The sequence below is a fragment of the Rheinheimera tangshanensis genome (assembly GCF_014645135.1).
GTDB lineage: Bacteria > Pseudomonadota > Gammaproteobacteria > Enterobacterales > Alteromonadaceae > Pararheinheimera > Pararheinheimera tangshanensis.
The window spans coordinates 217,577-244,079 of the sequence record NZ_BMLH01000003.1 but is presented as its reverse complement, the minus strand read 5'-3'; the positions used below and the strand labels follow the sequence as shown (position 1 = coordinate 244,079).

The window sequence follows — 26,503 nt, the reverse complement described above, 5'->3', positions numbered from 1 at the left end:
GGATTTGTTTATTAACTGGCATTTTTAGCTGTTCGACATGTTGTGCCAGAAAAGATACAAGGCTTATGCTGGAATACTCTGTGTTCACATTAATCCGACTTACCTGCCGTTTTAAAACCACAGAATTTCCAGAAAATCACTGTGCTAACAACAAAAATTCGTTTATAACTAAGGCTTTATCAGCGTATCTTTAATCCCTAGTTGTTCATGGAGTGAACCGGATGATGTTGTTTGATTTATCGTCTCTGCGCCTTTTGCCTCCCTCTATCCTATTGACTAAAAGCTGCCGCTTCGCTGCGATAGTGCCAGTACTCACATTGTGGTTGGTTATGGCTGTTAGTTTAGCAACATCTTTTACTGCACTTGCCAAAGAAACTTTTAGTCTTGCTAACATTCAGGCTGAGCGGCGTGAGCTGGAGATGGCTTCTGCGACAGATAAGGTAGACGTTATTCAAGACATCGATCAGCGTATTGCCGACAGTCATAACGACCAAGTGCGTCGTGCCTCGCTGTATATAGTCAAAGCCAATATACTCCAACACCATGGCCTTAAAGCCATAGAAGATAACATTGCCAAGGCACTGTTATTAATTGACGAGCAAACCCAGCCTGAGTTGTATCTCTATGCCATGGTGGTTAAAAGTTACGGCATGTATATCTATCAAAACCAGGCAGAGCAAGCCGCAATAGTACTGGAAAAAGTGCAGCAGCACCCGGCGTTAAAAAATGATCTTTATGTGCAGGTACAGGGCTTGTCGAGTTTATTGGAAGTCTATTATAAGCTGAAAGATTTCAACAAAATTGCTAAACCCCTATTTCAGTTAGCCAGAACATTGACATCAAAAGAAATAGCGCCCGAATATCAAGGTTTTTTTAAAGAACTGGACGCCGAACTGGCTTATCACAGCGGTTTGATTGGTGATACCAATCAGGCGATAGCCGGTTACAGAAAAATAATCACCGACAGTAAACCCAAAGGGCAAATAGAAAATATCGCTGTAGCTAACTGTAATATCGCGAATATGTATTTCCTGCCATTGGCAGAAAAAATTCAGTATGCCAAAGCCTCGCTTGCAGCTGCCCGCAACTTGTCTTGCTCGGATGCGATGGAAAAGCTGGTCCTGTTAGACGAGGTACAGCAAGGCAATCTATCCAATATTGCACGACTGTCGCAGTTTCATTCAAATCAGCAAATGCCGAGCTTGAACCAACGTTCTGCTTATTATGCGGGTTTAGCTTATCTGAAGTTAAACGACTTAGCTGGCGCGCAAAGCATGGCAAATCGGATGACCGACACCGAGAACTGGGAACGTTATGATTTGCTGCAAAAAATTTATGAAAAGCAAGGCAATTACAGAGATGCATTTACTGCCAGTCAGCGTTATCACCAATTACGGGCGCAAAAAGATGCAGATGCCCGAGCCTTGATGCTTAGCAGCTATCAAACCCGTTTAGAGATGGCACAGGAGGATACCATTGCAGCAGAACAAGCAAAACAAGCAGAGCAGCTGCAAGCCGCAGAACAAAAAGCCGAAGCGCGTTTGCAGTTGATGCTGACAGTCATTGCTGCTGGTGTTGGGATCACAGTCGTTTTAACACTCTACCTGTACCGCAGTCGTCAGTTACAACGCAAACTTCAGCAATTATCGGACACAGACCCACTGACTGGCTTACTAAACCGCCGGGCATTTTTACGCCAAGCTGAGCACTTAAAGCAATTGGCAGAGCGCCAGCAATTCCCGCTCTCTGTAGCACTTATTGACCTCGATTTTTTTAAACAAATTAATGACCAATACGGCCATCAGGCGGGCGATACAGTGCTTTGTGCCTTCGCTAAGGCTGCGAACAGTACACTTCGACAAACAGACCTATGCGGACGCTTCGGGGGGGAAGAATTTATTCTGCTTACGACCCAACAAGACACAGCCGCCTTTGCGGCGTCATTACAACGGCTACAACAATGTTTTAGTGAACTTTGCTTGCAGGACAAGCAGTTAGGTTATGCGGTAAGTTTCTCTGCTGGTATCACTACTGTGTTCGAGCAGAACGCGGGGATTAATCAACAGATTGAGGACGCGATTCGTCAGGCTGACGAGCACCTCTACCGCGCCAAAGCTAGCGGCCGACAACAGGTTTGCACAGAAGATCTATGTTTGCAGTTGGTAAGCGCATAGAGTTCAGCTTTCTATACACTTGGTTTGTACCGGTGCCGTAAATGATACAGATGCAATTCATCTTAAAGGCCAGCCCCTCTCTACTCGCCAGATGAGCAATGCTTGGTCCCTACCCCAACAACCTCTGTTTCAATGCTCTGGCATAAGTACGACTCACCTTCAGCACCTTATTATTTGCTAGCACAGCCTTGTATTCGGAGTTAGACAAAGGTTGAAGTTTTTCGATATAAGTCAGGTTCACTACGGTCGATTTATGAATACGGACAAAAACATCGGGTAAGCGCTCGTCGATCAGGCTTTTTAAGCGAGCCCGCATCACATGAGTTTCTGTTTGGGTATGCACGCACATATAGTCACCTGCGGCATCTATCCAGATAATGTCCTGATACGGGATCAACTGAATGGGGTTGCGGCCGTCCTGGATCACCAGTTTTTGGCTTTCTATGCAGTATTGCGGCTCTGCAGCTGTAGTTTTTTCCGCTGTGCTGCTACTTTGATTATGCCCTTCCGTGCTGAGTTCGGCCACAGCGGCAAGTAACTGGGCTTTATCGGCGCGAATAGAAGTCACTTCGCCAACTCTGGCTATAGCTTCGGCTAAACGCTCACGTTTAACCGGTTTTAATAAGTAATCCAGGGCTCGCACTTCAAAAGCTTTCACCGCGTGTTGGTGAAAAGCTGTGACAAAAACTATGGCGGGACACTGCTCAGGTTGCAGCTGGCGAATAAGCTCAAAACCACTTTGTTCTGGCATTTCAATGTCGAGAAAAATCAGGTCCGGCATTTGTGTATTGATTGCACGGATAGCTTCAGCCACGCTGTTGGCCTCGGCTATTACCCTGATCTGTGGAAATGCCTCCAGCCTCAATCTAAGGCCTTCTATGGCCGCAGGTTCGTCATCAACAATCAACGTGTTTAATAATCGCACACTGCTCATAGCTTTTGCCCACCTGCGACTTCTTTGGGAATACTGATTTGGATCCAAGCGCCCTCTTCTGCTCTGTTGCCAAAACTCAGAGTACTTTGGTTAGGATAAATCAGTGCTAAGCGCTCTTCACAGTTATGCAAACCTATACCGGTAGATGAGCCACCTGCTGTCGTTTCTGGTTGCTGGCTAAAACCGCTGCCATTGTCCAGCATACGGATCAGCAACTGACCATTTTGCTGACTGAAGCTGACGGAAATAGCGTAGCTTTGTTGCGACATTTTCATACCATGTTTTAGTGCATTTTCTGCCAGAGGTTGCAGCAATAACGACGGCACCAAACAGTTTTTTACCTCGTCATCCGCCACAATAGACAGATCCAGTTTGTTTCTGAACCGGCACTGCTCGACATCAAAATAGGTTTGCAGAATTTGAATTTCTTCCGCCACTGTTACTTTGGCGAGCGGGTCTGTGTACAGGCTATAGCGCAATAAATCACAGAGCTTCTCCAGCATAGACACCGCATGCTGATTGTCCTGCTTTAAAATTAAGGTGCAAATGGCATTGATGCTATTAAACATAAAATGCGGATTGAGCTGATAACGCAGCATTTTTAGCTGAGCTTCTTTGGCCAGATGAATAGCCTCAGCCGCTTTTTGCCGCTGCTGCATGGTCTCAAAAGTGGCCTTGGAAGCGTAATACAAAGCTGTCCAGGTTAATAACATGGTTAAGGAGGCCGAATTCCAGGTACCAAAGTCAAACCAGGTCATTCTCAACCAGACTTGACCATAAAGCCACTGCAAGGTCTGCCATTTCCACTGAGTCCAGACCAGGCAACTCACTAGGATCACCAACAGATGCCAGAGAATTTTTAAGCGCGCTTCCTGTGTACTAAGACGGCCATACCAATGCCGCAACAACAGGGTTAACAGAAAACCAAAGCTGGTATCCAGCAGCAAATGCGGCAGGCCAACCTGCCAGGGCTCCTGGCTGGGAATCTTAATCATCAGCGCGGTTAGCACGGCATACACAGCCCAGCCGCCACATTGGCAGAGCCAGAACAATTGACTACGACTTAAGGATTGCAACACCATATGATCCCTATTTAAAACAAAAAATGGTGCCGCTGCCGACACCACTTTTCATTTTTTAACTGTTCTTAAAGACTTGGCACTGACTGGCCAGGTCAGTTAGCGCAACCTACCACTACAGTACCAGTGGCAGCTGCCGTGCTCTGTTGTGCAGTCAGCACCATCTCTGCCACAGCCAGGCTATGTTGTCCGCTGGAACTAAAAACCAAAGCATCGGACACCTGTTTTACCGCCGATGTGTCAGCACAATCCAAAGCTACTTCGACACTATGCCACACACCAGGCTTTAACTGTGCAAGAGCTTTAGTTAGCGAAAGCTTACGCTGACACACAGCTTGCTGGTCACAAAGTACGCCCAGATTTAGTTCGGCCGGCGCTTGCTGGTCAAGTCGCAAGCTCAGGCGCAGCGCTTTGGCTTTGCTGAAATCGCTGGCAGCCACACTTTTCAGATAACGCAGGCTGGCTGAAGCCTGTGCCGTGCTGTTCCAGCGCAGCTGTCTGCCATCTTCCTGATAGGACAAATTCACCGACTGCATCGCCAGGCTGTTACCATCGGTGCTAACGCCATATGGTGTGGTAATCAAAGCGCTGTTTTCCGAACCCGCCACGCTGCTGTCAGTCAGCACCCAGGCCATATCAGAGGCTAAGTTGCGGACAAACAGCGGTTGAATGCCATCGTCAGAACTGCTGGCTGCTACAACAGACACTTGCTCAGAGAATTGCCCCAGCTCTTTGTGATCGGCATAGCTTAACCCATAGCCATAGGCAAACAAAGGATCGTAGTTGGCATCGCCTTTATTCAGCACAAACTGCTGATCGTACTTAGGCCAGGAAAAACTCAGTTTGCCCTGAAAATCATAACGGGTTTTGCCTTCGGCATCTGACAGCAGCAGATCCGCCACCCCCTGGCCTTCAGAACCTGGTAACCAGGCCACGACAAAAGCATCCGATGCATTAATTTCTTTATTGGTCCAGAGCGGTCTGCCTGTTAAAAATACGGTGACCACAGGAATACCCTGCTGTTTTAGCTGTTTAATTAAAGCCAAATCACGCTTGTCGCCATGCTGGTATTCCAGTTGCTGAATATCACCAAACCATTCGGCATAAGGTTCTTCTCCTATCACCACCAGGGCGACATCAGGTTTTTTGCGGTACTTGCCATCAACTGCCAGCTCCACTTCACCACCAGCGGCCTTTACTTGCTGCGCTATGCCCTGATACACCGAAGTGGCATTAGGGAAATCGGCGTTGGTATTGTCCGTACCCTGCCAGGACACACTCCAACCGCCTGCTTGTTTAGGAATATTATCGGCGCCATCACCGGCCACCAGCACGCGGCTTTTGGCTGCGACTGGCAGTACTTTTCCGTTGTTTTTTAGCAGCACCAAAGATTTGCGTACGGCTTCACGGGCTAAGTCTTTATGCTGCTGACTATTAAATACCGCAGCAGTGCCAGATTCAATCCGCTCTGACGGTTTACCACGGCCAAGCAAGCCCCAACGGATTTTCGCCCGTAAAAAGCGCCGTACCGCATCATCAATCCGAGCTTGCGGAATAAGGCCCTGCTCTACCTGACGAATAGTATTGTGGTAAAAAGCTTCGAAGTGCTCAGGCACCATCAACACATCAACACCGGCGTTAATAGCGCCAGCGCACTGCTCCAAATCACAGCCTTCAACAAACTTATGCGCGTTCCAGTCACTGACGACAAAGCCATCAAAACCCATTTGGTTTTTCAAAACCTCGGTCAGCAGGTATTTATGACCATGCAAACGCACACCATTCCAGCTGTTAAAGGACGCCATCACCGACTGCACACCCGCTTCAATCGCTGTCATATAACCTGCAGCGTGAATATCGCGCAGGCCTTGTTCGTCAATCAGGGTATCGCCGCGGTCTATGCCTTTTTCAGTGCCGCCGTCACCGACAAAGTGTTTAGCTGTGGCAATACGGCCATAGCCTTGCAGAAAATTTTTGCCTAAAGAGCCCTGTAAACCCGACACCATTTGGCCTGCATAGGCTTTAACTATGGCCGGATCTTCAGAGTAACTCTCATAAGTACGGCCCCAGCGGTCATCCCGCACTACGGCCACAGTAGGCGCAAAACTCCATTCTATGCCGGTAGCAGCCACTTCTTTGGCGGTAGCCACACCTATGCGGTGTATAAGATCTGGATCATTGGCTGCACCTAAACCAATATTGTGTGGAAACAGGGTAGCGCCATAGACATTGCTATGACCATGCATAGCGTCTGTGCCCCAAATGGTTGGAATGCGGCTGCCATCCTGACTGGCATCAATGGATGCCTGATACATTTCGTCAGCGTATTTCAGCCAAACCTCAACTGACGCCCGTTTTTTGCCATAAGGCGCTGTATTGCCGCCGTTCAGGTAAGAACCAAAGCCATATTTACGCATTTGCGCCAAGGACAAATAACCAATCTCAGGCTGGATCATCTGCGCCACTTTTTGCTCTAAAGTCATACGGGCCAGGATCTGGTCCAGCATTTTTTCCAGCTCTGGGTCACGTTTTAGCCCCGTGTTGACATAAGGCCATTGCACGGCAGTGCTTTGAGTTTTTGTCTCGGCTATGGTTTCGCTCTGACTTGCAGTTGCTGTGGCTTGAGCTGCGGTAGCGGCCAGCATGAAACTCAATGCGGCCAGACTTTGTTTTTTGTAGCGGTTTTTACTAAGAGTGTTAGTGATCCTGGTACTGATCATCAATAGATTCCTTCGCATGGTCACAGCGCACCACCTGCTCTGGTGTGAAACGCCGGATAAAAAGAAACCGCTGATCAAAACGAGCGGTTTCTGCACTAGTGAGAAAGCTTAGAAATTAAAGCCTGCACGTACGCCGTAATACCTCGGCATGTTAAAACTGCCTTTTGGGAAGCCTTTGCCCGTATTACTCCACTGTTGCACTGTTTCGTCTGTGGCATTGCTGACAAACACCTCAGCAAACCAGACCTGACCGACAGGCTCATATTTCAGTGAGGCATTGGCAAAGGTATGAGCGTCTCTGCGATCGTCTATATAACGCACCGCTTCCTCAGACACCGCAAAGTCCATATCGTCCAGATGTCTGTCGACGTTCCAGATAGTGTTGTAGGACTTGTCTTTCCAACTCAGATTAAACCAGCCATGGATAAAGCCGTAACTGCCTAAATCAAAACTATGGGTGTAGCTTAAGTTGGCGGTGTATTTCGGCACCATCGCCAGCTGATTGCCTTTCAGATTCGTGATCAGCCTGTCGTTTTCAGGGTCAATCGACTCTTCATAAGACAAACCAAACAGGTACTCAGGATCGTAATCCCATTTGGTTATCCAGTCTTCGGTCACCTGAGCGTCCGTATAAGTGACATAACCATTGATGCGGCCTGCTGGATAGGGTTTCCAGTCAAATTCCAGCTCCAGGCCTTTGATGGTCGAGCCCGGCACGTTTTGGGTGTAATAGGCCACCACTGGCATATTGCGGTAATCCAGCACAGGCTGACCGTTTGCATCCAGCACAGGGCTGCCATCCGGGTTTTCTACCGGAGCCAGACGTTCGACAGTGCCGACTGAACCTACTGAGGCATACTGCATATCTGTGTAGTCGGTGTAGAAAAACACTGCCTGTAAATTCAGTGAGTTATCTAACAAGCTAGTTTTTGTCCCCAGCTCATAGGTCACTACTTGTTCAGGATCAAACTGAGTTTCGATACGTTGTACCTGACCTGTTCTGTCATTGACCACTTCAAACACGTCGCCTATACCACCGGCTTTAAAACCTGAGGCCACATAACCATAGACCATAGTATTTTCCGTCAGATCATAATCCAGACCTAAGCGGAAATCGTGGTTGCGCCAGCTGCCTTTGTTGTCATTGGCAAAAGAAGATTTGTAAATGGACGGATCTTCAAAGGCATTAGTCGGCAGATTGGATAAAACGGTGCGGTTATACCAACCCGGCGCACAACCATCGGCATTGGAACAACGTAAAGTGCGGCCGCCCACGTCTTCTTTGGTTTCGTCACTGAAACGGTAACCCAAGGTCAGGTGCAAATCAGAGCTTAAGTTGTAGGTCGCCTGGCCAAAAACCGCCAAAGCGTCGGTAGAACGGTCGGGCTGATCCCAAAAGGCTTTATCATCCATAGGGTTGTCGTAATAACCGACAGTCTTGGTTTTTTCATGGAACAGGTTTACACCAGCTATCCAGACTAAATCACCCAGCTCATCCGACTGCAGTTGCAGCTCTGTCGAGTAAGAACGTGCGCCTGTGCCATCAAGGAAAAACATAGCGCCGTCCCAGACATCCAGCCCTGTATCAATATCCTGAGCCGATTGGCGCTGCATATCCTCATAACCCGCTAACCAGACCAGACTCAGCTCGTCGGTCAGCTCGTAGTTTAAGGTGTTACGCAGGTAAGTGATGTCCAATTCCAGTTTACCCGGCACGTTCACTACGGCCTGATAGGTGTTGTCGCTGGGTAAAAAGTTAGAACAATCGCCACCCAACTCCGCAGGTCTGCCGCGTAATTTTTCGCAGTTGACCATATCGACAGAGCCCGCACTGTCGTTTTTGTAATACTGAAACACAGTGTGGTTAGAAAAATTGCCTGCTGCAGGCTCCCACAAGGTACTGACGCGGAATGAATGCTCATTGGCGTTGTTGTAAAAATCGCTTTTATCGGCCGCAGTTAAAGCCCGCACTTTTTGTGCTTCAGGATCTGTACCTGCTGCATCTATCCACCAGTTCTCGCGTTGGGTTAAAGTTTGGCCTATACCCTGATAAGAGTCCTCTGAAATGACTTCCGCGTCCAGCACGCCGGCTGGCAGATAACGGGTGTCGTATTGGTTCGGGTCAAAATAACCTTCGACATAAGAATCACGTTTTAAGCCTTTGCCAGAAAAACGCACGGCAAAATCATCGCTCACCGCCAGGTTAAACATGCCGCCGACACTCTTGGCATTAAATTTACCCATCTCGCTATTCAGGTTACCAAAGGTATTGCTCAGATCGGGCTTGGCGGTCAGCACGTTAATGCTACCCACTGTAGAGTTACGGCCAAACAAGGTGCCTTGTGGGCCACGTAAAGCTTCAACCCGTTCTACGTCATACATCAGCGCCAGCGCGCCCTGCATCCGTGGCGAATAAATACCATCTAAGTGCACACCTACGGCAGGGTCACCCAGTTCGGTGATATTGGTAGAGCGGATCCCCCGCATGGTGATCACAGGTGCCGCCTGCTCAGAGGAGACAGCGATATCCAAACCAGGCACTAAATTGGCGATATCCACCACATTATTTACGCCGCTTTGTTGCAGCTGGGCTTCACTCAGGGCTGAAATAGCCACCGGAGTTTCCATCAGTTTGGTTTTGCGTTTGGTGGCCGTGACTGAAATCACTTCCAGCTCGGTTTCATTGGCAACGGCCTGAGCTTTGGCCGCTTCTGTGTTGCTGCTATGACTAACATCAGCTTGCTGCGCCACGGCAGAAAAAGCGCATGCCATAGCTATCGCAAGCGAAAGTGCGTTACGTTTATGCATTGTCTCACCCCTGTCTGTTAATACTTTTTTGTTTTATGTTGTGATGGCGAACCAAACAGCAGGGTTTGCCACGGCTTTAACCTTAATGGCTGGCCAAACACAGAGAAACAGAGATTCGACAAGGCGAGCTGGTTACACTACAACACGATTTTTGCTGGGTTTTGCTGTATTCACGTCAGCCCAGCTGATGGATTTTGCCCTATGTAATTCATTGGTTTAGTTTTAATAGGCTTGCCGAAGGAATTGCAGATAAAAACTTCGTAAATAGCCAAGGACTTGAAGCTAAAAGGGCAAGACGCAAGACCGCCTCTGGTGGGCGGCTCCAAAACACACTGATTGTATTAAGAAGCCTTTTGCTGAAAATCCTGAGTTTGCACCGGAAAACCTTCCGATGCTAACCATTGAAATGCTTCGTGCTGCGTTGGATATACTCTTCGTTCAAACACTTCAGTACTATCAACAATCATGCGCTCCAGCTGATACTTTTTCACCATATGTGGGCAGTAAACCTGTGCAGCAAAACGAAGATTATTGGCAATACACCAGTCCACCAGTTCTCTGATTATTGGCTCGATCTCAGGCACACCTAATTCCCATTGATCCAGATAAACGACATGAGCCCATTGAGAATCCAACAACTGAGCCGCAACCTTTTTAAACTCTGTCGAGTATTGTTCAGCGGTGATCCAGTCCCAACTTCCGCTGACAACAGCTAAAACAACTTTCTGTTCACACCATATTTGGAATTTTCGACTCATACACATTCACACCACATTGTTCTGTACTATTAAGACTAGCGTATAAATGCGTTGCAATTAGAGAGATAACGGATATTTATCAACCCGAAGTCCAGCTTTTGTGATTTGCAGCCAGGCAATTTAGTTGATTGAGCAGCATTCGACTGCTCAAGCAGGCTTCTTATAGGTTTTAACTTTGCATACTTTATTTTGGTGTAGCAAATGAAAGCGACTCGGTGAGCAAAAACTTGAGAGCACGAAAAAAGGTATAACCATCAACGTATCCAATCCACATGGTTGAACTATGTTCTGCTCAGATTTTCAGCAAAGTCTTCAATCTAAGTCTAAGTTCCACAACAGCATTTGCATTCGTGTTACCTTTTTGCTTATGCTGCCAAAAGTTTTCCAAAGGCTATCACCATGATTGAACTTCACCAGTATTGTCCGGAGCAAAAACAATGGCAGATCAGCGATTTTCAGGCGCTGCATTACCCTTTGCTCACCGATACGAAGATCTGGATTAATTTGACGGCCGCCAATCAGATGGAACAGCGGCAAGTGCTGGAGTTTTTCCGTATTCATCCTCTAATCGCTGAGGATTTTTTACGTGAACGCCATCCACCGAAGATGGAGTTTAGCGACAGCTTTAGCTTGTTAATTTTACGTGGTTTTTCTGGCCCGGATTTCAGTGATTATCCCGGCCATAGTCAGATTTCTGTACTCTTTAACGAGCAGGTTATTTTGGTTAAATACCATAACCAGCAAGACGACAGCAAAATTGATCTGCCGTTTTCAGCCATGGTCGGTATCGAGAAGTTTAAAGACTGGATAAAAAAATATATTCACGCAGTTTCCGCCACTTATCTGGAAAAGCTGCTGCAGTTTGAAGACGAGCTGGGTGAGTTGGAAGATAGTATGCAAAGCAACGGTAACGATCAGAAAATGGCGCAAATCATGAAATACCGCTCGGTGTTTCGGAAAATTGATCGCAATCTGGCTTACCAGAAAGAAATGTTTTCAGATCTTTTATATGAAGAAGATGCCAGTCATCCATTTAAACGTCATTTTGATGCGATAGAATTGCGCGATTTTTACGAGAAGTTTGAGCGCCTGCACAGCATGACGCAGATGTACTATGACCAGTTAAGTGATTTGGTCGGCAGTTATATTTCAACTTCGTCGCATCAAATTAACGAAAAGATGAAAGTACTGACTATGCTCAGTGCAGTATTTATTCCACTGACCTTTATTGTGGGTGTGTACGGTATGAACTTTAAGTACATGCCCGAGCTGGACAATCCGTCCGGCTATTATATTACCTGGGGCCTGATGCTTGGATTGGCAGTAGGTCTGCTGGCTTATTTCAAAATCCGCCGTTGGTGGTAACGCTGTAGCCTGACAGCAAACAGCAGGAGCGGTTTAATGGTAGAAAATTCCCAACTGGATATTGAAGAAATAGTCCGCGACAGTTTTGATGAAAACGAAACTGAACAGCTGGCAGAAAAACTGGACCAGTTGGAGCCGGAAGAGATAGCTTTTGCCCTTGAAGCTATGCCACTGGAACAACGGGTTGGCACCTGGCTGACGCTGGAAAAAGAACAACAAATCGCCGCCTTAACCTATATGAGGGTGGATGCACGCAGCAACATCTTTAAACAACTGGAAACAGCACAACTGCATGAACTGGTTGAAGAAATTGATGTTGATGATCTGATTGAACTGCTGGACGAATTACCGGACGCCATTTATCAGTACGCCTGCTCGAGACTGGATCAAAGCGAAAAACGCTGGCTGGATCAGGCCTTAACTTACGATGATGAACAATGTGGTCGTTATGCTGACCACGATGTATTGATTGTAAGCAAAAACGCCAAAGTACGGGACGCGGTACGATTATTTAAAAAACTAACCGAAGATGCCGAATATCAGGAAGCCTTGTTTGTGGTCGATCGCACCGGCCGTTATGTCGGTTTATTGCAGGGCATACGCTTATTAGGCCAGCCGAACCATATGCCTGTGGTGGAATTTATCGACGCCGAAGCCCCTGTGGTGCAAGGGGATATGGAGCTGGATCAAGGCTCAGATTTAGTGGCTCGCTCAGGTTACAGCGCTTTGGCTGTGGTGGATAGCGAAGGCAAGCTCCTGGGTCGTTTATCTATAGGTGAAGCACTGGAAAACGTGCGGCGCAGTCTCGAAGGCCAGTTTATGCATACGGCTGGTCTGGATGAAGAGGAAGATTTATTCGCCCCTATTATCAACAGTGCCAAACGCCGTGCTTTATGGCTGGGTATAAACTTATTAACCGCCTTTTTAGCGGCCTGGACCATAGGTTTATTCGAAGCTACTTTGCAGCAAGTAGTGGCTTTGGCTGTGTTGATGCCTATAGTGGCCTCTATGGGTGGCATCGCAGGCAGTCAAACTTTAACTTTGATTATCAGGGGTTTAGCCCTGGGGCAAATTACGCCACAAACTTACTGGACTTTAATGCGTAAGGAGCTTGGGGTCGGTGTTATTAACGGTGTGCTCTGGGCTTTGGTGATCGCTGGTATTACGTATCTATGGTTTGGTGATTGGATTATTGCCACAGTGATCAGTCTGGCCATAGTGATCAATATTTGTGTCGCCGCTTTTAGTGGCGTAGTGATCCCGGTCTGGCTGGAAAAAATGAAGATAGACCCAGCCCTGTCAGGTTCAGTGATACTAACTACGGTTACAGACGTGATAGGTTTTTTTGCCTTCCTGGGCTTAGGTTCTTTGTTTTTGCTTTAATGTAAATTTTTTGATTTTATACAGATACTTGGCTGGGAAAGCGCACTAGAATACTCATAACAAAAAAATTAAAGGTGTTGTTATGAAAATTGCGGTTTTATCGCGCAATAGTGAGTTGTATTCGACCCGCAGGTTGGTCGAAGCGGCCGAAGAAAGGGGTCACCAGATTGAGGTGATAGACCCGCTGATGTGTTATATGAACATCAACAAAACCAAATCCGGCATTCACTACAAAGGTGAAGTGCTGGAACAGTTTGACGCCGTGATCCCCCGCGTTGGCGCGTCCATTACCTTTTATGGCACTGCAGTATTGCGTCAGTTTGAAATGATGGGCGTGTATGCACTGAATGAATCCAGCGCCATCAGCCGTGCCCGCGATAAACTCTGCTCATTGCAACTCTTAGCCCGCGAAGGCATAGGTTTGCCTATTACCGGCTTTGCCGATAAACCCGGTGATATTCCTGATTTAATCGACATGGTTGGTGGCGCACCACTGGTGATTAAACTTTTAGAAGGCACTCAGGGCATTGGCGTCGTTTTAGCCGAAACCCGCACTGCAGCCGAAAGCGTGATTGAAGCTTTTATGGGCCTGAATGCGAATATTCTGGTGCAGGAATATATTAAAGAAGCCAATGGTGCTGATATCCGTTGTTTTATTATCGGCAATAAAATTGTTGCTGCAATGAAACGTCAGGCTAAAGCTGGTGAATTCCGCTCTAACTTACACCGAGGTGGCACAGCCTCTCTTGTTAAACTCAGCGCTGATGAAAAACGCACCGCTCTTGCTGCAGCTAAGATCATGGGCTTGCATGTAGCTGGGGTGGATATTTTGCGTTCCAACCATGGCCCCGTGGTGATGGAAGTCAACAGCTCACCAGGCCTGGAAGGTATAGAAGGTGCAACTGACATAGATGTGGCAGGCCGGATGATTGAATATCTGGAAAAAAACGTGCCTTTGCATCAGGCACGGATGCACCAAAAAGCGCTGCAAAAAGCACAACAAAAAGCCTCGAAAAAAAAGCAGGCGGACTACTAGCAGATGTTAACCACAGAAGGCAAATCCATGCTGACGGAAAAACAACAGCCCTTTAGCTTAGGCGGCACAGAGATCCAGCCAGGCCAGCGTGCCGTGGTGGATATTCCTTTTGGTAAACTCTACACCCACACTGAGCTGAATATCGGCGCTCATGTGGTGCATGGCAAAAGACCCGGGCCTGTATTGCTCATCACCTCGGCTTTGCATGGCGATGAAATTAATGGCGTGGAAATTTGCCGTCGTCTGTTGAAGATGCCCAAACTCAGCCAGTTGCGGGGTACCCTGATCGTTGTGCCTATCGTCAACACTTATGGTTTTGTCCAGCAATCTCGTTATTTACCCGACAGACGCGATTTAAACCGCAGCTTTCCGGGCAGCGAAAAAGGCTCACTCGGTAGTCGTATGGCTTACCAGTTTACCGAACGTATTTTAAAACAATGTACCCATGTCATTGATTTACATACGGGTGCTATTCATCGCAGCAACCTGCCTCAGGTACGGGCCAGTGCCAAAGACAAAGTAGCCTTGCAAATGGCCGAGGTATTTAACGCTCCTATTATTATCAAAGCGGCCAGCCGTGAAGGCACAATGCGTGGTACAGCCAACGCCTTGGGTATTCCTATTATTTTGTACGAAGCAGGTGAAGCGCTGCGCTTTGATGAACAGTCGATCAAAATTGGTGTGCATGGCATTTTAAATGTGATGCAAGACTTGCGGATGTTCAGCCCAAGCAAAAAGGCGGTCAAAACAGGCTCTTTGTTCAGTAAAAAAAGTAGCTGGATCAGAGCAGAGCACGACGGCATAGCACGTTATTACGTAGGCCTTGGTCAAACGGTGCAACAAGGCGATGTGCTGGCGCATATTTACAGCCCCTACTCCGATTTTGAAGTGGCGGTTGAAGCCAGCTTTAACGGCATAGTGATAGGCCGCAATAACTTACCGCTGGTAAATGAGGGCGAAGCTTTATTCCATATAGCCGAAGTCAGCTCATTGGATGAAGCAGAAAAAACTCTGGATGCCATCACAGACGAGGTCGATGCTGCGATGCCATCCATATTGGGCGTGGTGTAAGAATGGGGTCAGAAGACCCCATTTTGTTATAACGGACTAGCTTTAGGCGCTATACCCACAGTGGCTATGCGTTGCCCTACCATTTCACGGACGGAAAGTGTCACTTCGCTAAAGTCTTTGCTGGCACCCAACACAGCCTGGTCTGCTAAAGTCTGACGCAATAATTCATCCAGCGACACCCCTCCTTCAGCCGACAACTCGATGCCATAGGAATGCTGCAAGTCTTCCACTTTGGTATAGCCTTTTAAGCGTAATTCGGTCGCAGGCAGCTCCTGATGGCTGGCTTCAGACACTCCGGCGCAGACCAAATCGACAAATTCGCGCGCCTCTGGTTTCATCACAATAAACAAATGATCACCGGCATGCAGCAAGGTTGACCCACGGGGCGGGATCACCTCATTACCACGAGTGATCATCGCCACCACAGTTCCATCAGGCAAAGCCATTTGGGATAAACGACGCTTTGCCGCTCTCGAATTATCTCCCAGTTGGTATTCGACTATGTCCGCATCAACATCACCCAAAGCAGTGATCTCGAGCGTTGCCGCAGGCGTTACTGGTGGAGGTTCTGTCAGTCCCAAAGTACGAGCCACCCAGGGTAAGGTAGAACCTTGAATGGTGGCTGAAATGAGCACTACGAAAAACACCACACTAAAAATCAGCTCTGCGCCAGGTAAACCATAAATCAGCGGGTAAATCGCCAGAATAATAGGCACTGACCCCCGTAAACCCACCCAGGATACTAAGGTCATTTCGCGCGCATTAAAGCCAAATATCTTCAACACCGGCAGTACAGACAAAGGTCTGGCGATCAGGATCAACACTGCGGCTATGCAAAGCCCTTCCAGCCAGACATCAAGCAAGGAAGACGGGTTAATCAGCAAACCTAAAAATACGAACATGATAATTTGGCCCAACCAGGCCAAACCGTCGTGAAACAAAAAGGTACTGCGCTGAAAAACAAAACGGCTATTGCCTATCACCACACCAGCAATAAAAATGGCCAGAAAGCCACTGCCCCCCAGATTAGCCGCAATACCAAAAGCCAATAAACCCAAAGCGGCCACCATAACGGGGTATAAACCTGAGGTGGTTAAATGAATGCGGTTAATAACACGTACAGACAACCAGCCACCAGCCAAACCTACCGCAGAACCTATGCCCATTTGCTGGATAAACAGCATCAGTAAGCCAGTGCCGGGTTCCAACCCTTTCACCATGACTTCCAACAAACCCACGGTCAGGAAAATCGCCATAGGGTCGTTGGTTGCACTTTCAATTTCCAGCGTCGATTTTAGTCGCGGATTGATATGAATACCGGCGTTACGCAATAACGAAAATACCGCGGCAGCATCAGTAGAACCGACTATGGCACCAATGAGTAAGCCATAAAACAACGATACATCCAGAATATAGGCGGCAGCTACACCAGTGATAGCTGAGGTGACTAATACACCTAAAGTAGCCAGTACAGAGGCGGGTTTCCACACTTGCTTAATAGAGGCCATGGGGGTTTGTAGACCACCATCAAACAGAATAACAGCTAAAGCTAAAGAACCCAGCGCATGGGCAATTTGCGCATTATCAAAGACGATACCACCTGGGCCATCTTCCCCTGCCAGCATACCGACCATTAAAAACAGCACCAGTACGGGCAACCCCAGGCGGGCCGACAACTTGCTGGATAAGATGCCAAAAATAATCAGAATAGCGGCTAATAAAATAATTTGGTCAATCACAAACATAAATAGGGTTCTCACATTGTGGCTACAGGCCAAACCTACAGCAGAACTTCATTTTGCAGCACCTGACTTTTTAAAGTGGGAGACTGCCTGACACTACAGCTGAGTTAACTTAAAACCACAGGAGGAGCACGTGCCAAAAAAGGCAGTAAGGAAAAGACATGCCATCTTGTCACTAAATAGCTATAAGTTTGGCTGAATACCGGGCTAAGGACTTTCTGATGCAATTGAACCAGACTATTGTCATCGTCATCGGATAACATCATATGTTTGGCAGGTGAAGCAGCCGAGGTCAGTTGGGCCAGGCTATGGCTGGCTGAAGTTTGAGGTGACTCTAGCCACTGTTGGGCAGCCGAAAACTGCGCTGAGGGAAGCAGTGAACTTAAATAAAAAAACAGCGCAATAAAACTTAACAGTCTCATAGTCAACCACCTGAAAGCATAAGAGAAACAACCCCTTGGTCTACAAAGTTCGTGAGTAAGTGTGTTGATCATACCATCGGATCGGCAGCACAACCTGACAAATTTAACCAAAAGATCAGGTTTTTCAGTCTTCTACCTCATATGCGTTCACCAATAGTCTTTAAAAGGCTGGATTTGAACGCATATCTGTTCCAGCCCCTTGTCCTTTGTTGATTTTTTATGCTGTGATGAATACGCGACCAACCGCCTAAAACAACAACAAAAAGGATTTCAGAATGCGTCTGCTTCCCCTCGCCTGCCTGATCAGCTCAGCCTTGCTCAGCACCAGCACTATAGCTGCAACCAAAGACTTAGCCGCAGCTATTCACACCGATTATCAACAGCATCTGGAACCGCTGTTTAACCACTTTCACCAAAACCCTGAACTGTCTTTTATGGAGTTTAAAACAGCAGAGCGCTTAGCCAAAGAGCTCAAAGCGGCTGGCTTTGAAGTGACTACCGGAGTAGGTAAAACCGGGGTCGTCGCTATTTTAAAAAATGGCAAAGGACCACTGGTGATGATGCGCGCAGATATGGATGCTTTGCCGGTAGAAGAAAAAAGTGGTTTGCCTTATGCGTCCAAAGTAAAAAGCAAAGATTGGCACGGCAACGAAGTTTCGGTGATGCACGCCTGTGGTCATGATATGCATGTCACCAGCTTAATTGGCACAGCACGTCAGATGGTTAAAATTAAAGATCAGTGGCAAGGCACTTTAATGCTGATAGGCCAGCCTGCAGAGGAGTATGTTGGTGGTGCACAGAGCATGCGTGACGATAACATCTGGCAGCGTTTTGGCACACCGGATTACGCCATGGCGCTGCATGTGTCCAGCGAAATTGAAGCAGGTAAAATTGTTGCTGTCGAAGGTTCGCCCTACTCTGGTGTCGATTCGGTGGATATTCATATTCATGGCGTTGGTGCACATGGCGCCAGCCCGCACCGGGGTAAAGATCCGATCGTCTTAGGCTCCCAAATCGTGCTGGCACTGCAGACTATTGTCAGCCGGGAAGTAGCGCCAAAAGAGCCCAGCGTCATTACCGTTGGCTCTTTTCACTCAGGCTCGAAGCACAATATTATCCCCGACTCAGCTCATTTACAGCTGACAGTACGTAACGATACTTTAGAAACCCGAGAGCAGCTGATTGGCGCTATTAAAAGAGTAGCGACCAATATGGGCCGGGTCGCGGGTTTGCCTGAAGATAAACTGCCTGAAGTGACAGTAGACCCACAAACCACACCACCTACAGTGAACGATATTCCACTGACACAACGTTTAAAGCAGCGTTGGGTCAGTCACTTTGGTGCTGATATTCTGGATCAGAATTACAAACGTTTAGGTATGGGCGCAGAAGATTATCCGTTTTTAATTATGAACCCGACCATTCAGAGTGTGTATTTTCAGATTGGCGGTACACCCAAAGAGGACTTTGAGCGGGAAAAACAAGGCGGCGCACCTGTGCCCAGCCATCACAGCCCTTTATTTAAAATTGCACCAGAGCCTTCGATTAAAGCCGGTGTGGAAGCAACTGTGGTGGCTTTGCTGGATCTGATGCCAAAACACTAAACGAGGCTTCAGAGAATACAAACCAAGGCTTGCCTCAGGCAGGCCTTTTTGTAAGATAAAGTTACAAATGAGTTTCGACTCGGGTGACAATTCAGGTTAGTCTGATAGTCACATCCTCAGTCCGGCTGTTTCAAACCGATGATGTTCCATAATCAATAACTAAAAGGAAAACGCAACGTGCGCCATTCATTATTAGCTCTTAGCATTGCCGCATTACTGGCAGGCTGTAATCCGGCACAAGATACCAAAACAACCACCGCAGCCGCAGCTGAACCTGCGACAGCAGCAGAAACTAAAGCAGCTTTATCTGAATCAGAGCGGTTAAACCAGTGGTTTGAAACCAAATACGAAGAGCAGCTGCAAATGAGTCCGCTGCAAATGACCTTCTTAGGTCGTAAAGATAAGCAAGATCAGATTGACGACGTGACAGAAGAAGCCGAAGACAAGCAATTGGCCTGGGCTGCCGCTTCTGTTGAAGAATTAAAATCTCAGTTTGATTACAGCAAGTTAGATACGGAAGCCAAAACTTCGTACGACTTATGGATTTATCAGTATGAACAAAGTCGTGACGCTGCCGCATTTCGTGTAAACACTTATGTGTTTAATCAGATGCAAGGTGTACATGCGTTATTGCCTCAAGTTTTGATGAACTTCCATAAAGTTGACGAAGTGGTCGATATGGAAGCCTATGTCAAACGTATTGGCGGAATTGCCAAAGCTATTGCTGACTTGCAGCAACGTGCCGCTAAGTATGCTGAAGCAGGTGTACGCCCACCACGCTTTGCGTACGAAGGTGTATTGGAACAAGTCAATAACCTGTTAGACGGCGCGCCTTTTAAACAAAGTGACAAAGACGCTCCTTTATGGGCTGATGCCAAAGCTAAAGTGGAAGCGTTGAAAAAAGCCGACAAACTGGATGATAAAAAAGCTGAACAGTTACTGGCTGACGCGAAATCAGCTTTAACCACTCAGTTCCAACCTTCTTATGAAGCCCTGTCTGCTTTTTTAACCAGCGAACTGGATAAAACTCAGGTTAATGTGACGGGGGTATCGACTCAGCCTAACGGCGTGGCGTATTACAACCATCGCTTAGCCCAATCAACAACAACCAACTTAACTGCGGATGAAATTCACCAGATAGGTTTAAATGAAGTTGACCGCCTGACCAAAGAAATGAATGCGATTAAAGATAAAGTGGGCTTTAAAGGTTCTCTCAAAGAGTTCTTTACCTTTATCAAAACTGATGCACAATTTTTCTATCCGGATACAGATGAAGGCCGTCAGGGTTATTTAAAAGACTCAGAAGCTTATTTAGCCTTTATTGAGAAAAAGCTGCCTGAATACTTCGGTATTCTGCCCAAAGCGGCTTTAACAGTAAAACGGGTGGAAGCCTTCCGTGAACAACCAGGTGCGGCTCAACATTATTACCCTGGCACACCAGATGGTAAACGTCCTGGTATTTACTACGCGCATTTATCTGATATGAAACAAATGCCGAAAAATGAAATGGAAGCCATCGCTTACCATGAAGGCAGCCCGGGCCACCATATGCAGATTTCTATTGCACAAGAGCTAACCTCAGTACCAACTTTCCGTACTCAGGCTGGTTTTACTGCTTATGTTGAAGGCTGGGCTTTGTATTCTGAGTTACTGGCCAAAGAAATGGGCGCTTACCAGAGCGACTACTCTGATTTTGGCCGTTTAATCACGGAAATGTGGCGCGCAGTGCGTTTGGTGGTCGACACAGGTATGCACAGCAAAGGCTGGACTGAACAACAAGGTATTGAGTATTTCAAAGAAAAAACCCCTGTTGCCGAAGGTGCAGTCACTTCTGAAGTGCGTCGTTATTTAGTGTGGCCAGGTCAGGCAACAGCCTACAAAATTGGTATGTTAAAAATTCTGGAAATCCGCGCTAAAGCCAAAGAACAGTTAGGCGACAAGTTCGATATCAAAGGTTTCCACGATACAGTGTTAGGTGGTGGTGCCTTGCCATTACAAGTACTGGAAAAACGAGTGCAGAACTGGGTCGATAGCGTAAAAGCGGCTTAAGTTCCGGACAACCTCTTGAAAATGGCCCGTTTAAGGGCCATTTTTTTGCCAAACACTTCAATTCGATGCAACCAATTTTGCATTGCAGGCGTATTGATTAGGCTTTTTCTCACTACAGGATAATTTTATGTTTAGTTATGCCACTTTAGGTTCAAACGATTTAGATAAATCAGTTGCCTTTTATTTGGAGCTGTTAAAAGAGCAAGGTGCTAAGACGTTGATCAAAATGGACCGCATTGTATTTATCGGCAAAAGTATGCAAAGCCCTATGCTGGCTATTTGTATTCCTTACAACAAAGAACCAGCGACACCAGGTAACGGTACTATGCTGTCTATCGCTCCAGGCACTAAAGAGAAGGTAGATGAGCTGTATCACAAAGCTCTGGCGCTGGGAGCAAGCTGTGAAGGTGCTCCAGGTCAACGTATTGAAAAAACGTTTTACGGCGCTTACGTACGGGATTTAGACGGCAATAAGCTTTGCTTTAATCATTTCGGCTAATTTTCATACCACTGCCAGAGCAGATTTAGGTGAAGCCTGAGTCTGCTCTTGATTTCTTCGCCCTTTTCATGTCAAATAATTGTAAATAAAAACCCTCTATTCTCCTCCTCCGGATAAAACCATTTGCGAAAGGATTCTTTGATGCGCACTTTGCTGCTGTTCACTAGTCTTGCTTTTAGTCCATTTGTCTACTCAGATCTGCTCGATGCCTTACAACAGTATGAGCAACAAGACTATCAAAAAGCCTCTGCAGAATTTTCCTCACTCTTACCCTTGGGGAATGAACTGGCCGCTTTTAACCTGGCCGTTATGCATTACAAAGGGGAAGGTAGAAAAGCCGATACAGTCAAAGCTCTGGCTTATTTTCAACTGGCCGATGCGCTCGGGGATAAAAGAGCGTCAGCTCTTGCCAAATCTGTCGCAACTAAACTGTCAGCAGAGCAGCAGCAACAAGCGACTGAGCTATTTCAGGAACTACTAAGCAAAGTACAGATCCGTGATTTGCCTGATGACGAAGTGGATTTAGCGGCTCTGCCTGAAGTGATCAACCGTAAAGCTCCTGCTTATCCGAAGGAGGCGGCCCACAGCGGCATTTTCGGTTACACAGTGATGAAGTTTTTAATAGATGAGCAAGGTCATGTCAGCACAGTGGAAGTGTTGGGATCCTTTCCTGACAAAACCTTCAACAAAGTATCTGTCAAAGCGGTTAAATTATGGAAGTATGCTGCCACAGGACAAAAACACCAAGGTAAAGTGATGCTGCATTACAGTCTGGGGCCTTTAAAGGAATATCAGGTGAAGGCCTTTATGCAGCAGCATAAGTTAATGGATTTTGCTGTCGCCGGCTCCCCCCAGCACCAATTCTTGCTAGGTACTCTGCTGGATATGCTGGCGACTAACTCTAGCTATGTTGTGCAGGCGGATAAAAATCTGGCTTTAGAGCCAACCGCCGAACTACCAGCCCAGCTCTTTGACCGCAGATCCGGCTTCAGTAGCCGTATCCAAGGTTTTTCTGGTACAGCCATGGTAAAAACTGATGTGACTGGCAAAGTGACTGAAGTGCTCAATGCCGACAAACTAAGTAAGCAGCAAGCCAATACTCTGCTGCTGGGCAAAGTACTGGATGAAGATGCCAGCAATGGCGTTTTCAGACTCTGGGCCGATCCTGGCAAAACGACCTATGTCACTCCTGTTGTTTATGTGTCTGAATTACATACTGGCGGCTATTGGTGGACTATGGCGGCGAAAAACGGCAATTTAGCAGCACAACGCCAATTGGCCATGATATCTGAGTCCTGGGAGAATTATCTGTTACAGCGCAACGATCCCCAGGTACAGGCCTGGAGTGGCGTTAGAAAAATACTGCAGGGGAACAAGGCTGAGGGTCAATTACTGCTGGATAAAGCCGTAGCGCAAAACTACGAAACCGCGGCGGAGCTTAAAGCCGCACTGTAAGCTCTGTCGACACATCAGCCCACCTCTGCGTGGGCTTTTTTAACGCTCAGACTTCTTTTGTAAAGCATCATGCATATCCTCCAGTCGTACCCCTCTGGTATCTATACCGTGGCGATGCAATAACAATGCAGCGGTAACCAAAGCAGCCATAATCAACAAGGCCGACCACGCCATCTGGTCGAACACACCAATGACACCAAGTAAAGCCCCTAAAATACCACCAAACTTTGAGCTGGCAGCCACTATACCAGAACCAGTGCCACGCAAATGCACCGGATAAATCTCTGCCGCGTAAGGGATCAGCATGGCGATCACCCCACTGGAGCTGACCAGCAGCAACGCAATGGATACAGAGAGCAAGGTCACAGAACGGCTATCGAGCCAGTCAAACAAGCAAAAACTTAGCAAAGACAAAGCCGTTAACAGAATAAACAGCAATAAGGTTTTTATGCTACTCCAGCTGTGATACAGCCAGATCACCACTGCCACGCCTGGCAATGCAAAAAAAGCGGATTTGGTGATAATAGCGCTGGCCTGCCCTGCTAAGCCCATTTCGCCTAAATTGGTTGGCAGCCATAACATAAAACCAAAGTTCACCAACCCCCAGGCCACACCTGCCGCCACTAAACCTAAAGTAATACCAGGATAATGCCCTTTTAACAGCTGTTTAAATCCTGCTTGCTCAGAGGCAGGCTCTTCCTCGACCACTACGCTGCTTTGATCCTGCGCCTGAACCCCACTGAAACGCTGTAGCACCAGCCGGGCTTCGCTGGTTAAACCTTTACTGGCAAGATAACGCGGAGATTCCGGAATATAACGGTTTAAAAAAATAACCAACAAACCTGTCGGCAACCCCAACATCCATAAAACACGCCAGCTAAACATGGGCTCCAATAACGCCGCAGAGCCAGAGGCGACCAGATAACCTGCTGCAGTGCCAAAGCCACCCAGAGCCACCAGTAACCAGCCCCGGTGAGCCGACGGAATAGTTTCGGCCATCAGGGTAAAGGTAATAGGTAATAAGCCCCCCGCTGACATCCCCATTAAAAAGCACATCACCAGATTCCATTCAAAAGTCGGCATAGCACCACAAATCGCGGTACCGATAAACATCAGTGCTGACAACAAAATAGCGGCTCTGCGACCAAACAAATCCGCCATCAGGCCCCAAATCACTGAGCCTATGGTGGTGCCCGTTAAAGCCACCAGAGCTAAAACGCCGGCTTCTTTTGAACTGATACCATATTCAGCTTTCATACCCGGCATAACAAAACCCAAAGTGGCAGGTTTCATCACATCCACTATCACAGCAGCCATCAGCACCATGACTAAGGTCCAATGTTCTTTGTTGAGCGGTAACTGATCCGCTACATGAAAATGCAATCTGCTGTGATCTGCAGTGCGAAGTTGCTCTAGCCTTGGCATCAATCCATACATGGCAAACAGCAAACCCAACGGAATAAGTCCCATACCAATCAACATATTATTGTCCATCGGCATACCCACCATCTGATAATTCATATGAGAAGCGTGGATAAACATGGGCACATGAGCCAGAACCCCCAAAGTGATAGCAATACAGCCCAGCCAAAAGGCGAACGGATGGTAAAAATTAATTCCCTGAGATTTCATGGTACTTGTCTCTGTGATTGGCCCCTGCTGAGGCTCTGATGTAAGCGCAAAGCATACCGGGCAACTTGCTTGAATAGCAAGAATAGAAACAGCAGCCTGCAGATAAAAGCTGTTGATTAGAAAACAAAAATTAGCGCTGTTTTGGCTGGCAAATTCAGCTACCATAAATCTTCGTTCTGTCAGCCTTACACCAGACTGTAAGGACAGTTTCTTTGCCCTACTCCATCTGAGGATTGTATGCGCCCTTTGTCTGTTGCCCTGCTTTGTTTATGGAGTGGTTTTGCTCTGGCCAAACCCGGTGAACTGGTATTTTCCAGCGACTTTGAACAAGACGCCCATCAGTGGAATATTCTTGCAGGTTGCCAGCGTAGCTCTGAAATGGCGCGAACTGGTACAAGCGCTTTATTTTGTCAGGATGGCAGCAGCTCGTTAGTCAGCCGCTATCCTGTGTCTGAACTGGGTTTGCTGGAGTTTTGGGTCAAGCCTCAGTCCGCTTTTGCCAGCTACCGTATTAATATTTTGACCTCCTCTTCTGTCGCTTTGGATGCGCAGTGGCAACAGGTTGGCTTAATTGAAGCGCCTGCCGGCACTGAAGCTTATATGGCACATCGGGTTTCTATTGATGATCCGGGTCGTAAGTATCTGCGCTTAGATATAGAAACCTTGCATGGTGGTCTTGCACTGGACGATGTGACTCTGGAACGTATCTTACTCGACACAGCGCTGCAGAAAAATGAGCAGAAAATTATCAGTGGTATTCTGGATAAACTTCAAACTAATAAAAACTACGAATTACAAAGCGAGTCGTTCCGAACTATTGGCAAAAACTACGCAGCACAGCTGGAGAGTCAACGCCAGTACCTGGAGTACGCCAACGCTATTTATTCAACCATTACCTTTGCACTAGCCAGTTCAGAGCGCAATAAAATGTCCAATCCAATGGCCTACTCTTCATTTCGTACTATTCTGGCCGACACCAAAAGAGTGGCTTCGCCTTTACAGCAAGCCCGGCTCAATTCAATGGTGAAACCCTTTGGTGATTTAACCACTGCGACTTTGACCGTGGTCAGTGGTGGGTTATACGCCGCTTTTGCGGAGCCTTTTAAGTCTTTCCTGGCCACAGCTTTTGATAAATCCAATTATGAAAACGCCGATTTAAACCGCAAAGATCGTAAATTTGCCGAGGAGAATGGTTTAAAAATTTACGAGCAGGCAGAGAAGTTTTTAAACGAGCTGGAAAAAGAGCTGGTGCAGGTATCCGCCCTGGAAAACGATTTGCAAAGCATGCTGAAGATGGTGGAAGTATTTCGCAAAGATTTAGATAAACACCTGCGCGATTATCTCCAGCACGCCGGTCTTGCCCGCACTCAGGAAAACTACAGCAGGGTGATGAGCAAAGAAGACTCCATTCGTGCTCTGATCATTAACGAAGTGGGTGAAAATGTGACCAATAAAGCGCAGGGGTATCTGGCCGCCAATGACAATACGCAGCTTATCCAATACATGTTAAAAACCTCTGAGCAGCTCGAAGGCATGCAGGAATTTAAAGAACGTTTTAACCAAATCACTTCGTCGGCTATTACCTTTTACGACAGATTTGAACGCTCAGTCGCACCGGATCAAAACCCATTCACTGACGCCAAAGACAAAGCGGCCTGGGAGCAGCATGCACAAAAAGCCCGCAGCTATATCAGGCAATCCAAAGAGGCCTTCGCCAAGGCTTATATGTAAGGGATAAACAAAGCAAAGAAACCAGTCAAAGTACAAGAACT

At 47.2% G+C, this 26,503-nt stretch carries 18 protein-coding genes; 10 read left to right on the top strand and 8 right to left on the bottom strand.

Annotated elements, in window-relative coordinates:
- Nucleotides 1-329 precede the first annotated feature (329 nt).
- Nucleotides 330-2,174: a diguanylate cyclase gene (locus IEW88_RS08360; RefSeq protein ID WP_185148563.1), complete on the top strand. Its 1,845-nt coding sequence runs from the start codon at nucleotides 330-332 to the stop codon at nucleotides 2,172-2,174.
- A gap of 109 nt (nucleotides 2,175-2,283) precedes the next feature.
- Here the strand turns inward: IEW88_RS08360 and IEW88_RS08355 are convergent, their stop codons facing one another.
- From IEW88_RS08355 to IEW88_RS08335, 5 genes are all read right to left on the bottom strand, one after another.
- Nucleotides 2,284-3,108, bottom strand: coding sequence for a LytR/AlgR family response regulator transcription factor (locus tag IEW88_RS08355; protein WP_229670403.1), 825 nt, complete (start codon nucleotides 3,106-3,108; stop codon nucleotides 2,284-2,286).
- Nucleotides 3,105-4,190: a sensor histidine kinase gene (locus IEW88_RS08350; RefSeq protein ID WP_147903745.1), complete on the bottom strand. Its 1,086-nt coding sequence runs from the start codon at nucleotides 4,188-4,190 to the stop codon at nucleotides 3,105-3,107. Before IEW88_RS08350 ends, IEW88_RS08355 begins: the two co-directional genes overlap by 4 nt.
- 92 nt (nucleotides 4,191-4,282) lie before the next feature.
- The gene (locus IEW88_RS08345; RefSeq protein ID WP_229670401.1) at nucleotides 4,283-6,907 is read right to left on the bottom strand and encodes a glycoside hydrolase family 3 protein; all 2,625 of its coding nucleotides are present in this window, start codon (nucleotides 6,905-6,907) and stop codon (nucleotides 4,283-4,285) included.
- 108 nt (nucleotides 6,908-7,015) lie between these two features.
- A complete protein-coding gene (locus IEW88_RS08340) occupies nucleotides 7,016-9,715 on the bottom strand; it encodes a TonB-dependent receptor (protein WP_147903746.1) in 2,700 nt (899 codons plus the stop codon).
- 341 nt (nucleotides 9,716-10,056) lie between these two features.
- Nucleotides 10,057-10,473, bottom strand: a complete 417-nt coding sequence (locus IEW88_RS08335) for a hypothetical protein (protein WP_185148564.1) — start codon at nucleotides 10,471-10,473, stop codon at nucleotides 10,057-10,059.
- 399 nt (nucleotides 10,474-10,872) lie between these two features.
- Between IEW88_RS08335 and IEW88_RS08330 the strand changes: the two genes are divergently transcribed.
- The 4 genes from IEW88_RS08330 to IEW88_RS08315 all read left to right on the top strand — a co-directional run bounded on the left by IEW88_RS08330 (nucleotide 10,873) and on the right by IEW88_RS08315 (nucleotide 15,328).
- Nucleotides 10,873-11,838, top strand: a complete 966-nt coding sequence (locus tag IEW88_RS08330; RefSeq protein WP_147903749.1) for a magnesium transporter CorA family protein — start codon at nucleotides 10,873-10,875, stop codon at nucleotides 11,836-11,838.
- 36 nt (nucleotides 11,839-11,874) lie between these two features.
- Nucleotides 11,875-13,221, top strand: coding sequence for a magnesium transporter (mgtE, locus tag IEW88_RS08325; protein WP_147903750.1), 1,347 nt, complete (start codon nucleotides 11,875-11,877; stop codon nucleotides 13,219-13,221).
- Between the two features lie 82 nt (nucleotides 13,222-13,303).
- Complete coding sequence (rimK, locus tag IEW88_RS08320) at nucleotides 13,304-14,257, top strand: 30S ribosomal protein S6--L-glutamate ligase (protein WP_147903751.1); 954 nt, start codon at nucleotides 13,304-13,306, stop codon at nucleotides 14,255-14,257.
- 3 nt (nucleotides 14,258-14,260) lie between these two features.
- The gene (locus tag IEW88_RS08315) at nucleotides 14,261-15,328 is read left to right on the top strand and encodes a succinylglutamate desuccinylase/aspartoacylase family protein (protein ID WP_229670399.1); all 1,068 of its coding nucleotides are present in this window, start codon (nucleotides 14,261-14,263) and stop codon (nucleotides 15,326-15,328) included.
- A 26-nt stretch (nucleotides 15,329-15,354) separates the two neighbouring features.
- On the opposite strand, the gene IEW88_RS08310 is transcribed toward IEW88_RS08315, so the two are convergent.
- Together IEW88_RS08310 and IEW88_RS08305 are read right to left on the bottom strand one after the other, a co-directional pair.
- Entirely contained in the window at nucleotides 15,355-17,073 is a 1,719-nt protein-coding gene (locus IEW88_RS08310; protein ID WP_147903752.1) for a potassium/proton antiporter, read from the bottom strand.
- A gap of 104 nt (nucleotides 17,074-17,177) precedes the next feature.
- Nucleotides 17,178-17,492: a hypothetical protein gene (locus tag IEW88_RS08305; RefSeq protein ID WP_147903753.1), complete on the bottom strand. Its 315-nt coding sequence runs from the start codon at nucleotides 17,490-17,492 to the stop codon at nucleotides 17,178-17,180.
- A gap of 275 nt (nucleotides 17,493-17,767) precedes the next feature.
- On the opposite strand from IEW88_RS08305, the gene IEW88_RS08300 reads away from it, so the two are divergent.
- The 4 genes from IEW88_RS08300 to IEW88_RS08285 all read left to right on the top strand — a co-directional run bounded on the left by IEW88_RS08300 (nucleotide 17,768) and on the right by IEW88_RS08285 (nucleotide 23,099).
- The gene (locus IEW88_RS08300) at nucleotides 17,768-19,096 is read left to right on the top strand and encodes an amidohydrolase (RefSeq protein ID WP_147903754.1); all 1,329 of its coding nucleotides are present in this window, start codon (nucleotides 17,768-17,770) and stop codon (nucleotides 19,094-19,096) included.
- A 177-nt stretch (nucleotides 19,097-19,273) separates the two neighbouring features.
- Nucleotides 19,274-21,145, top strand: coding sequence for a DUF885 domain-containing protein (locus tag IEW88_RS08295; RefSeq protein WP_147903755.1), 1,872 nt, complete (start codon nucleotides 19,274-19,276; stop codon nucleotides 21,143-21,145).
- Nucleotides 21,146-21,272: 127 nt separating this feature from the next.
- Nucleotides 21,273-21,644, top strand: coding sequence for a VOC family protein (locus IEW88_RS08290; protein ID WP_147903756.1), 372 nt, complete (start codon nucleotides 21,273-21,275; stop codon nucleotides 21,642-21,644).
- Between the two features lie 141 nt (nucleotides 21,645-21,785).
- A complete protein-coding gene (locus tag IEW88_RS08285; RefSeq protein ID WP_147903757.1) occupies nucleotides 21,786-23,099 on the top strand; it encodes a TonB family protein in 1,314 nt (437 codons plus the stop codon).
- Nucleotides 23,100-23,138: 39 nt separating this feature from the next.
- Here IEW88_RS08285 and IEW88_RS08280 read toward each other — a convergent pair whose 3' ends face one another.
- Complete coding sequence (locus tag IEW88_RS08280) at nucleotides 23,139-24,731, bottom strand: MFS transporter (protein ID WP_147903758.1); 1,593 nt, start codon at nucleotides 24,729-24,731, stop codon at nucleotides 23,139-23,141.
- A gap of 237 nt (nucleotides 24,732-24,968) precedes the next feature.
- Here IEW88_RS08280 and bdpA point away from each other — a divergent pair, with 237 nt between their 5' ends.
- Nucleotides 24,969-26,462: a BAR domain-like protein A BdpA gene (gene bdpA, locus IEW88_RS08275; protein ID WP_147903759.1), complete on the top strand. Its 1,494-nt coding sequence runs from the start codon at nucleotides 24,969-24,971 to the stop codon at nucleotides 26,460-26,462.
- Nucleotides 26,463-26,503: the final 41 nt, after the last annotated feature.

Bases quoted from the DNA above. Each gene is read 5' to 3' on its own strand.
- IEW88_RS08360 (WP_185148563.1), top strand. From the start codon at position 330: ATGGCTGTTAGTTTAGCAACATCTTTTACTGCACTTGCCAAAGAAACT.
- IEW88_RS08355 (WP_229670403.1), bottom strand. From the start codon at position 3,108: ATGAGCAGTGTGCGATTATTAAACACGTTGATTGTTGATGACGAACCT.
- IEW88_RS08350 (WP_147903745.1), bottom strand. From the start codon at position 4,190: ATGGTGTTGCAATCCTTAAGTCGTAGTCAATTGTTCTGGCTCTGCCAA.
- IEW88_RS08345 (WP_229670401.1), bottom strand. From the start codon at position 6,907: ATGATCAGTACCAGGATCACTAACACTCTTAGTAAAAACCGCTACAAA.
- IEW88_RS08340 (WP_147903746.1), bottom strand. From the start codon at position 9,715: ATGCATAAACGTAACGCACTTTCGCTTGCGATAGCTATGGCATGCGCT.
- IEW88_RS08335 (WP_185148564.1), bottom strand. From the start codon at position 10,473: ATGAGTCGAAAATTCCAAATATGGTGTGAACAGAAAGTTGTTTTAGCT.
- IEW88_RS08330 (WP_147903749.1), top strand. From the start codon at position 10,873: ATGATTGAACTTCACCAGTATTGTCCGGAGCAAAAACAATGGCAGATC.
- mgtE (WP_147903750.1), top strand. From the start codon at position 11,875: ATGGTAGAAAATTCCCAACTGGATATTGAAGAAATAGTCCGCGACAGT.
- rimK (WP_147903751.1), top strand. From the start codon at position 13,304: ATGAAAATTGCGGTTTTATCGCGCAATAGTGAGTTGTATTCGACCCGC.
- IEW88_RS08315 (WP_229670399.1), top strand. From the start codon at position 14,261: ATGTTAACCACAGAAGGCAAATCCATGCTGACGGAAAAACAACAGCCC.
- IEW88_RS08310 (WP_147903752.1), bottom strand. From the start codon at position 17,073: ATGTTTGTGATTGACCAAATTATTTTATTAGCCGCTATTCTGATTATT.
- IEW88_RS08305 (WP_147903753.1), bottom strand. From the start codon at position 17,492: ATGAGACTGTTAAGTTTTATTGCGCTGTTTTTTTATTTAAGTTCACTG.
- IEW88_RS08300 (WP_147903754.1), top strand. From the start codon at position 17,768: ATGCGTCTGCTTCCCCTCGCCTGCCTGATCAGCTCAGCCTTGCTCAGC.
- IEW88_RS08290 (WP_147903756.1), top strand. From the start codon at position 21,273: ATGTTTAGTTATGCCACTTTAGGTTCAAACGATTTAGATAAATCAGTT.
- IEW88_RS08285 (WP_147903757.1), top strand. From the start codon at position 21,786: ATGCGCACTTTGCTGCTGTTCACTAGTCTTGCTTTTAGTCCATTTGTC.
- IEW88_RS08280 (WP_147903758.1), bottom strand. From the start codon at position 24,731: ATGAAATCTCAGGGAATTAATTTTTACCATCCGTTCGCCTTTTGGCTG.
- bdpA (WP_147903759.1), top strand. From the start codon at position 24,969: ATGCGCCCTTTGTCTGTTGCCCTGCTTTGTTTATGGAGTGGTTTTGCT.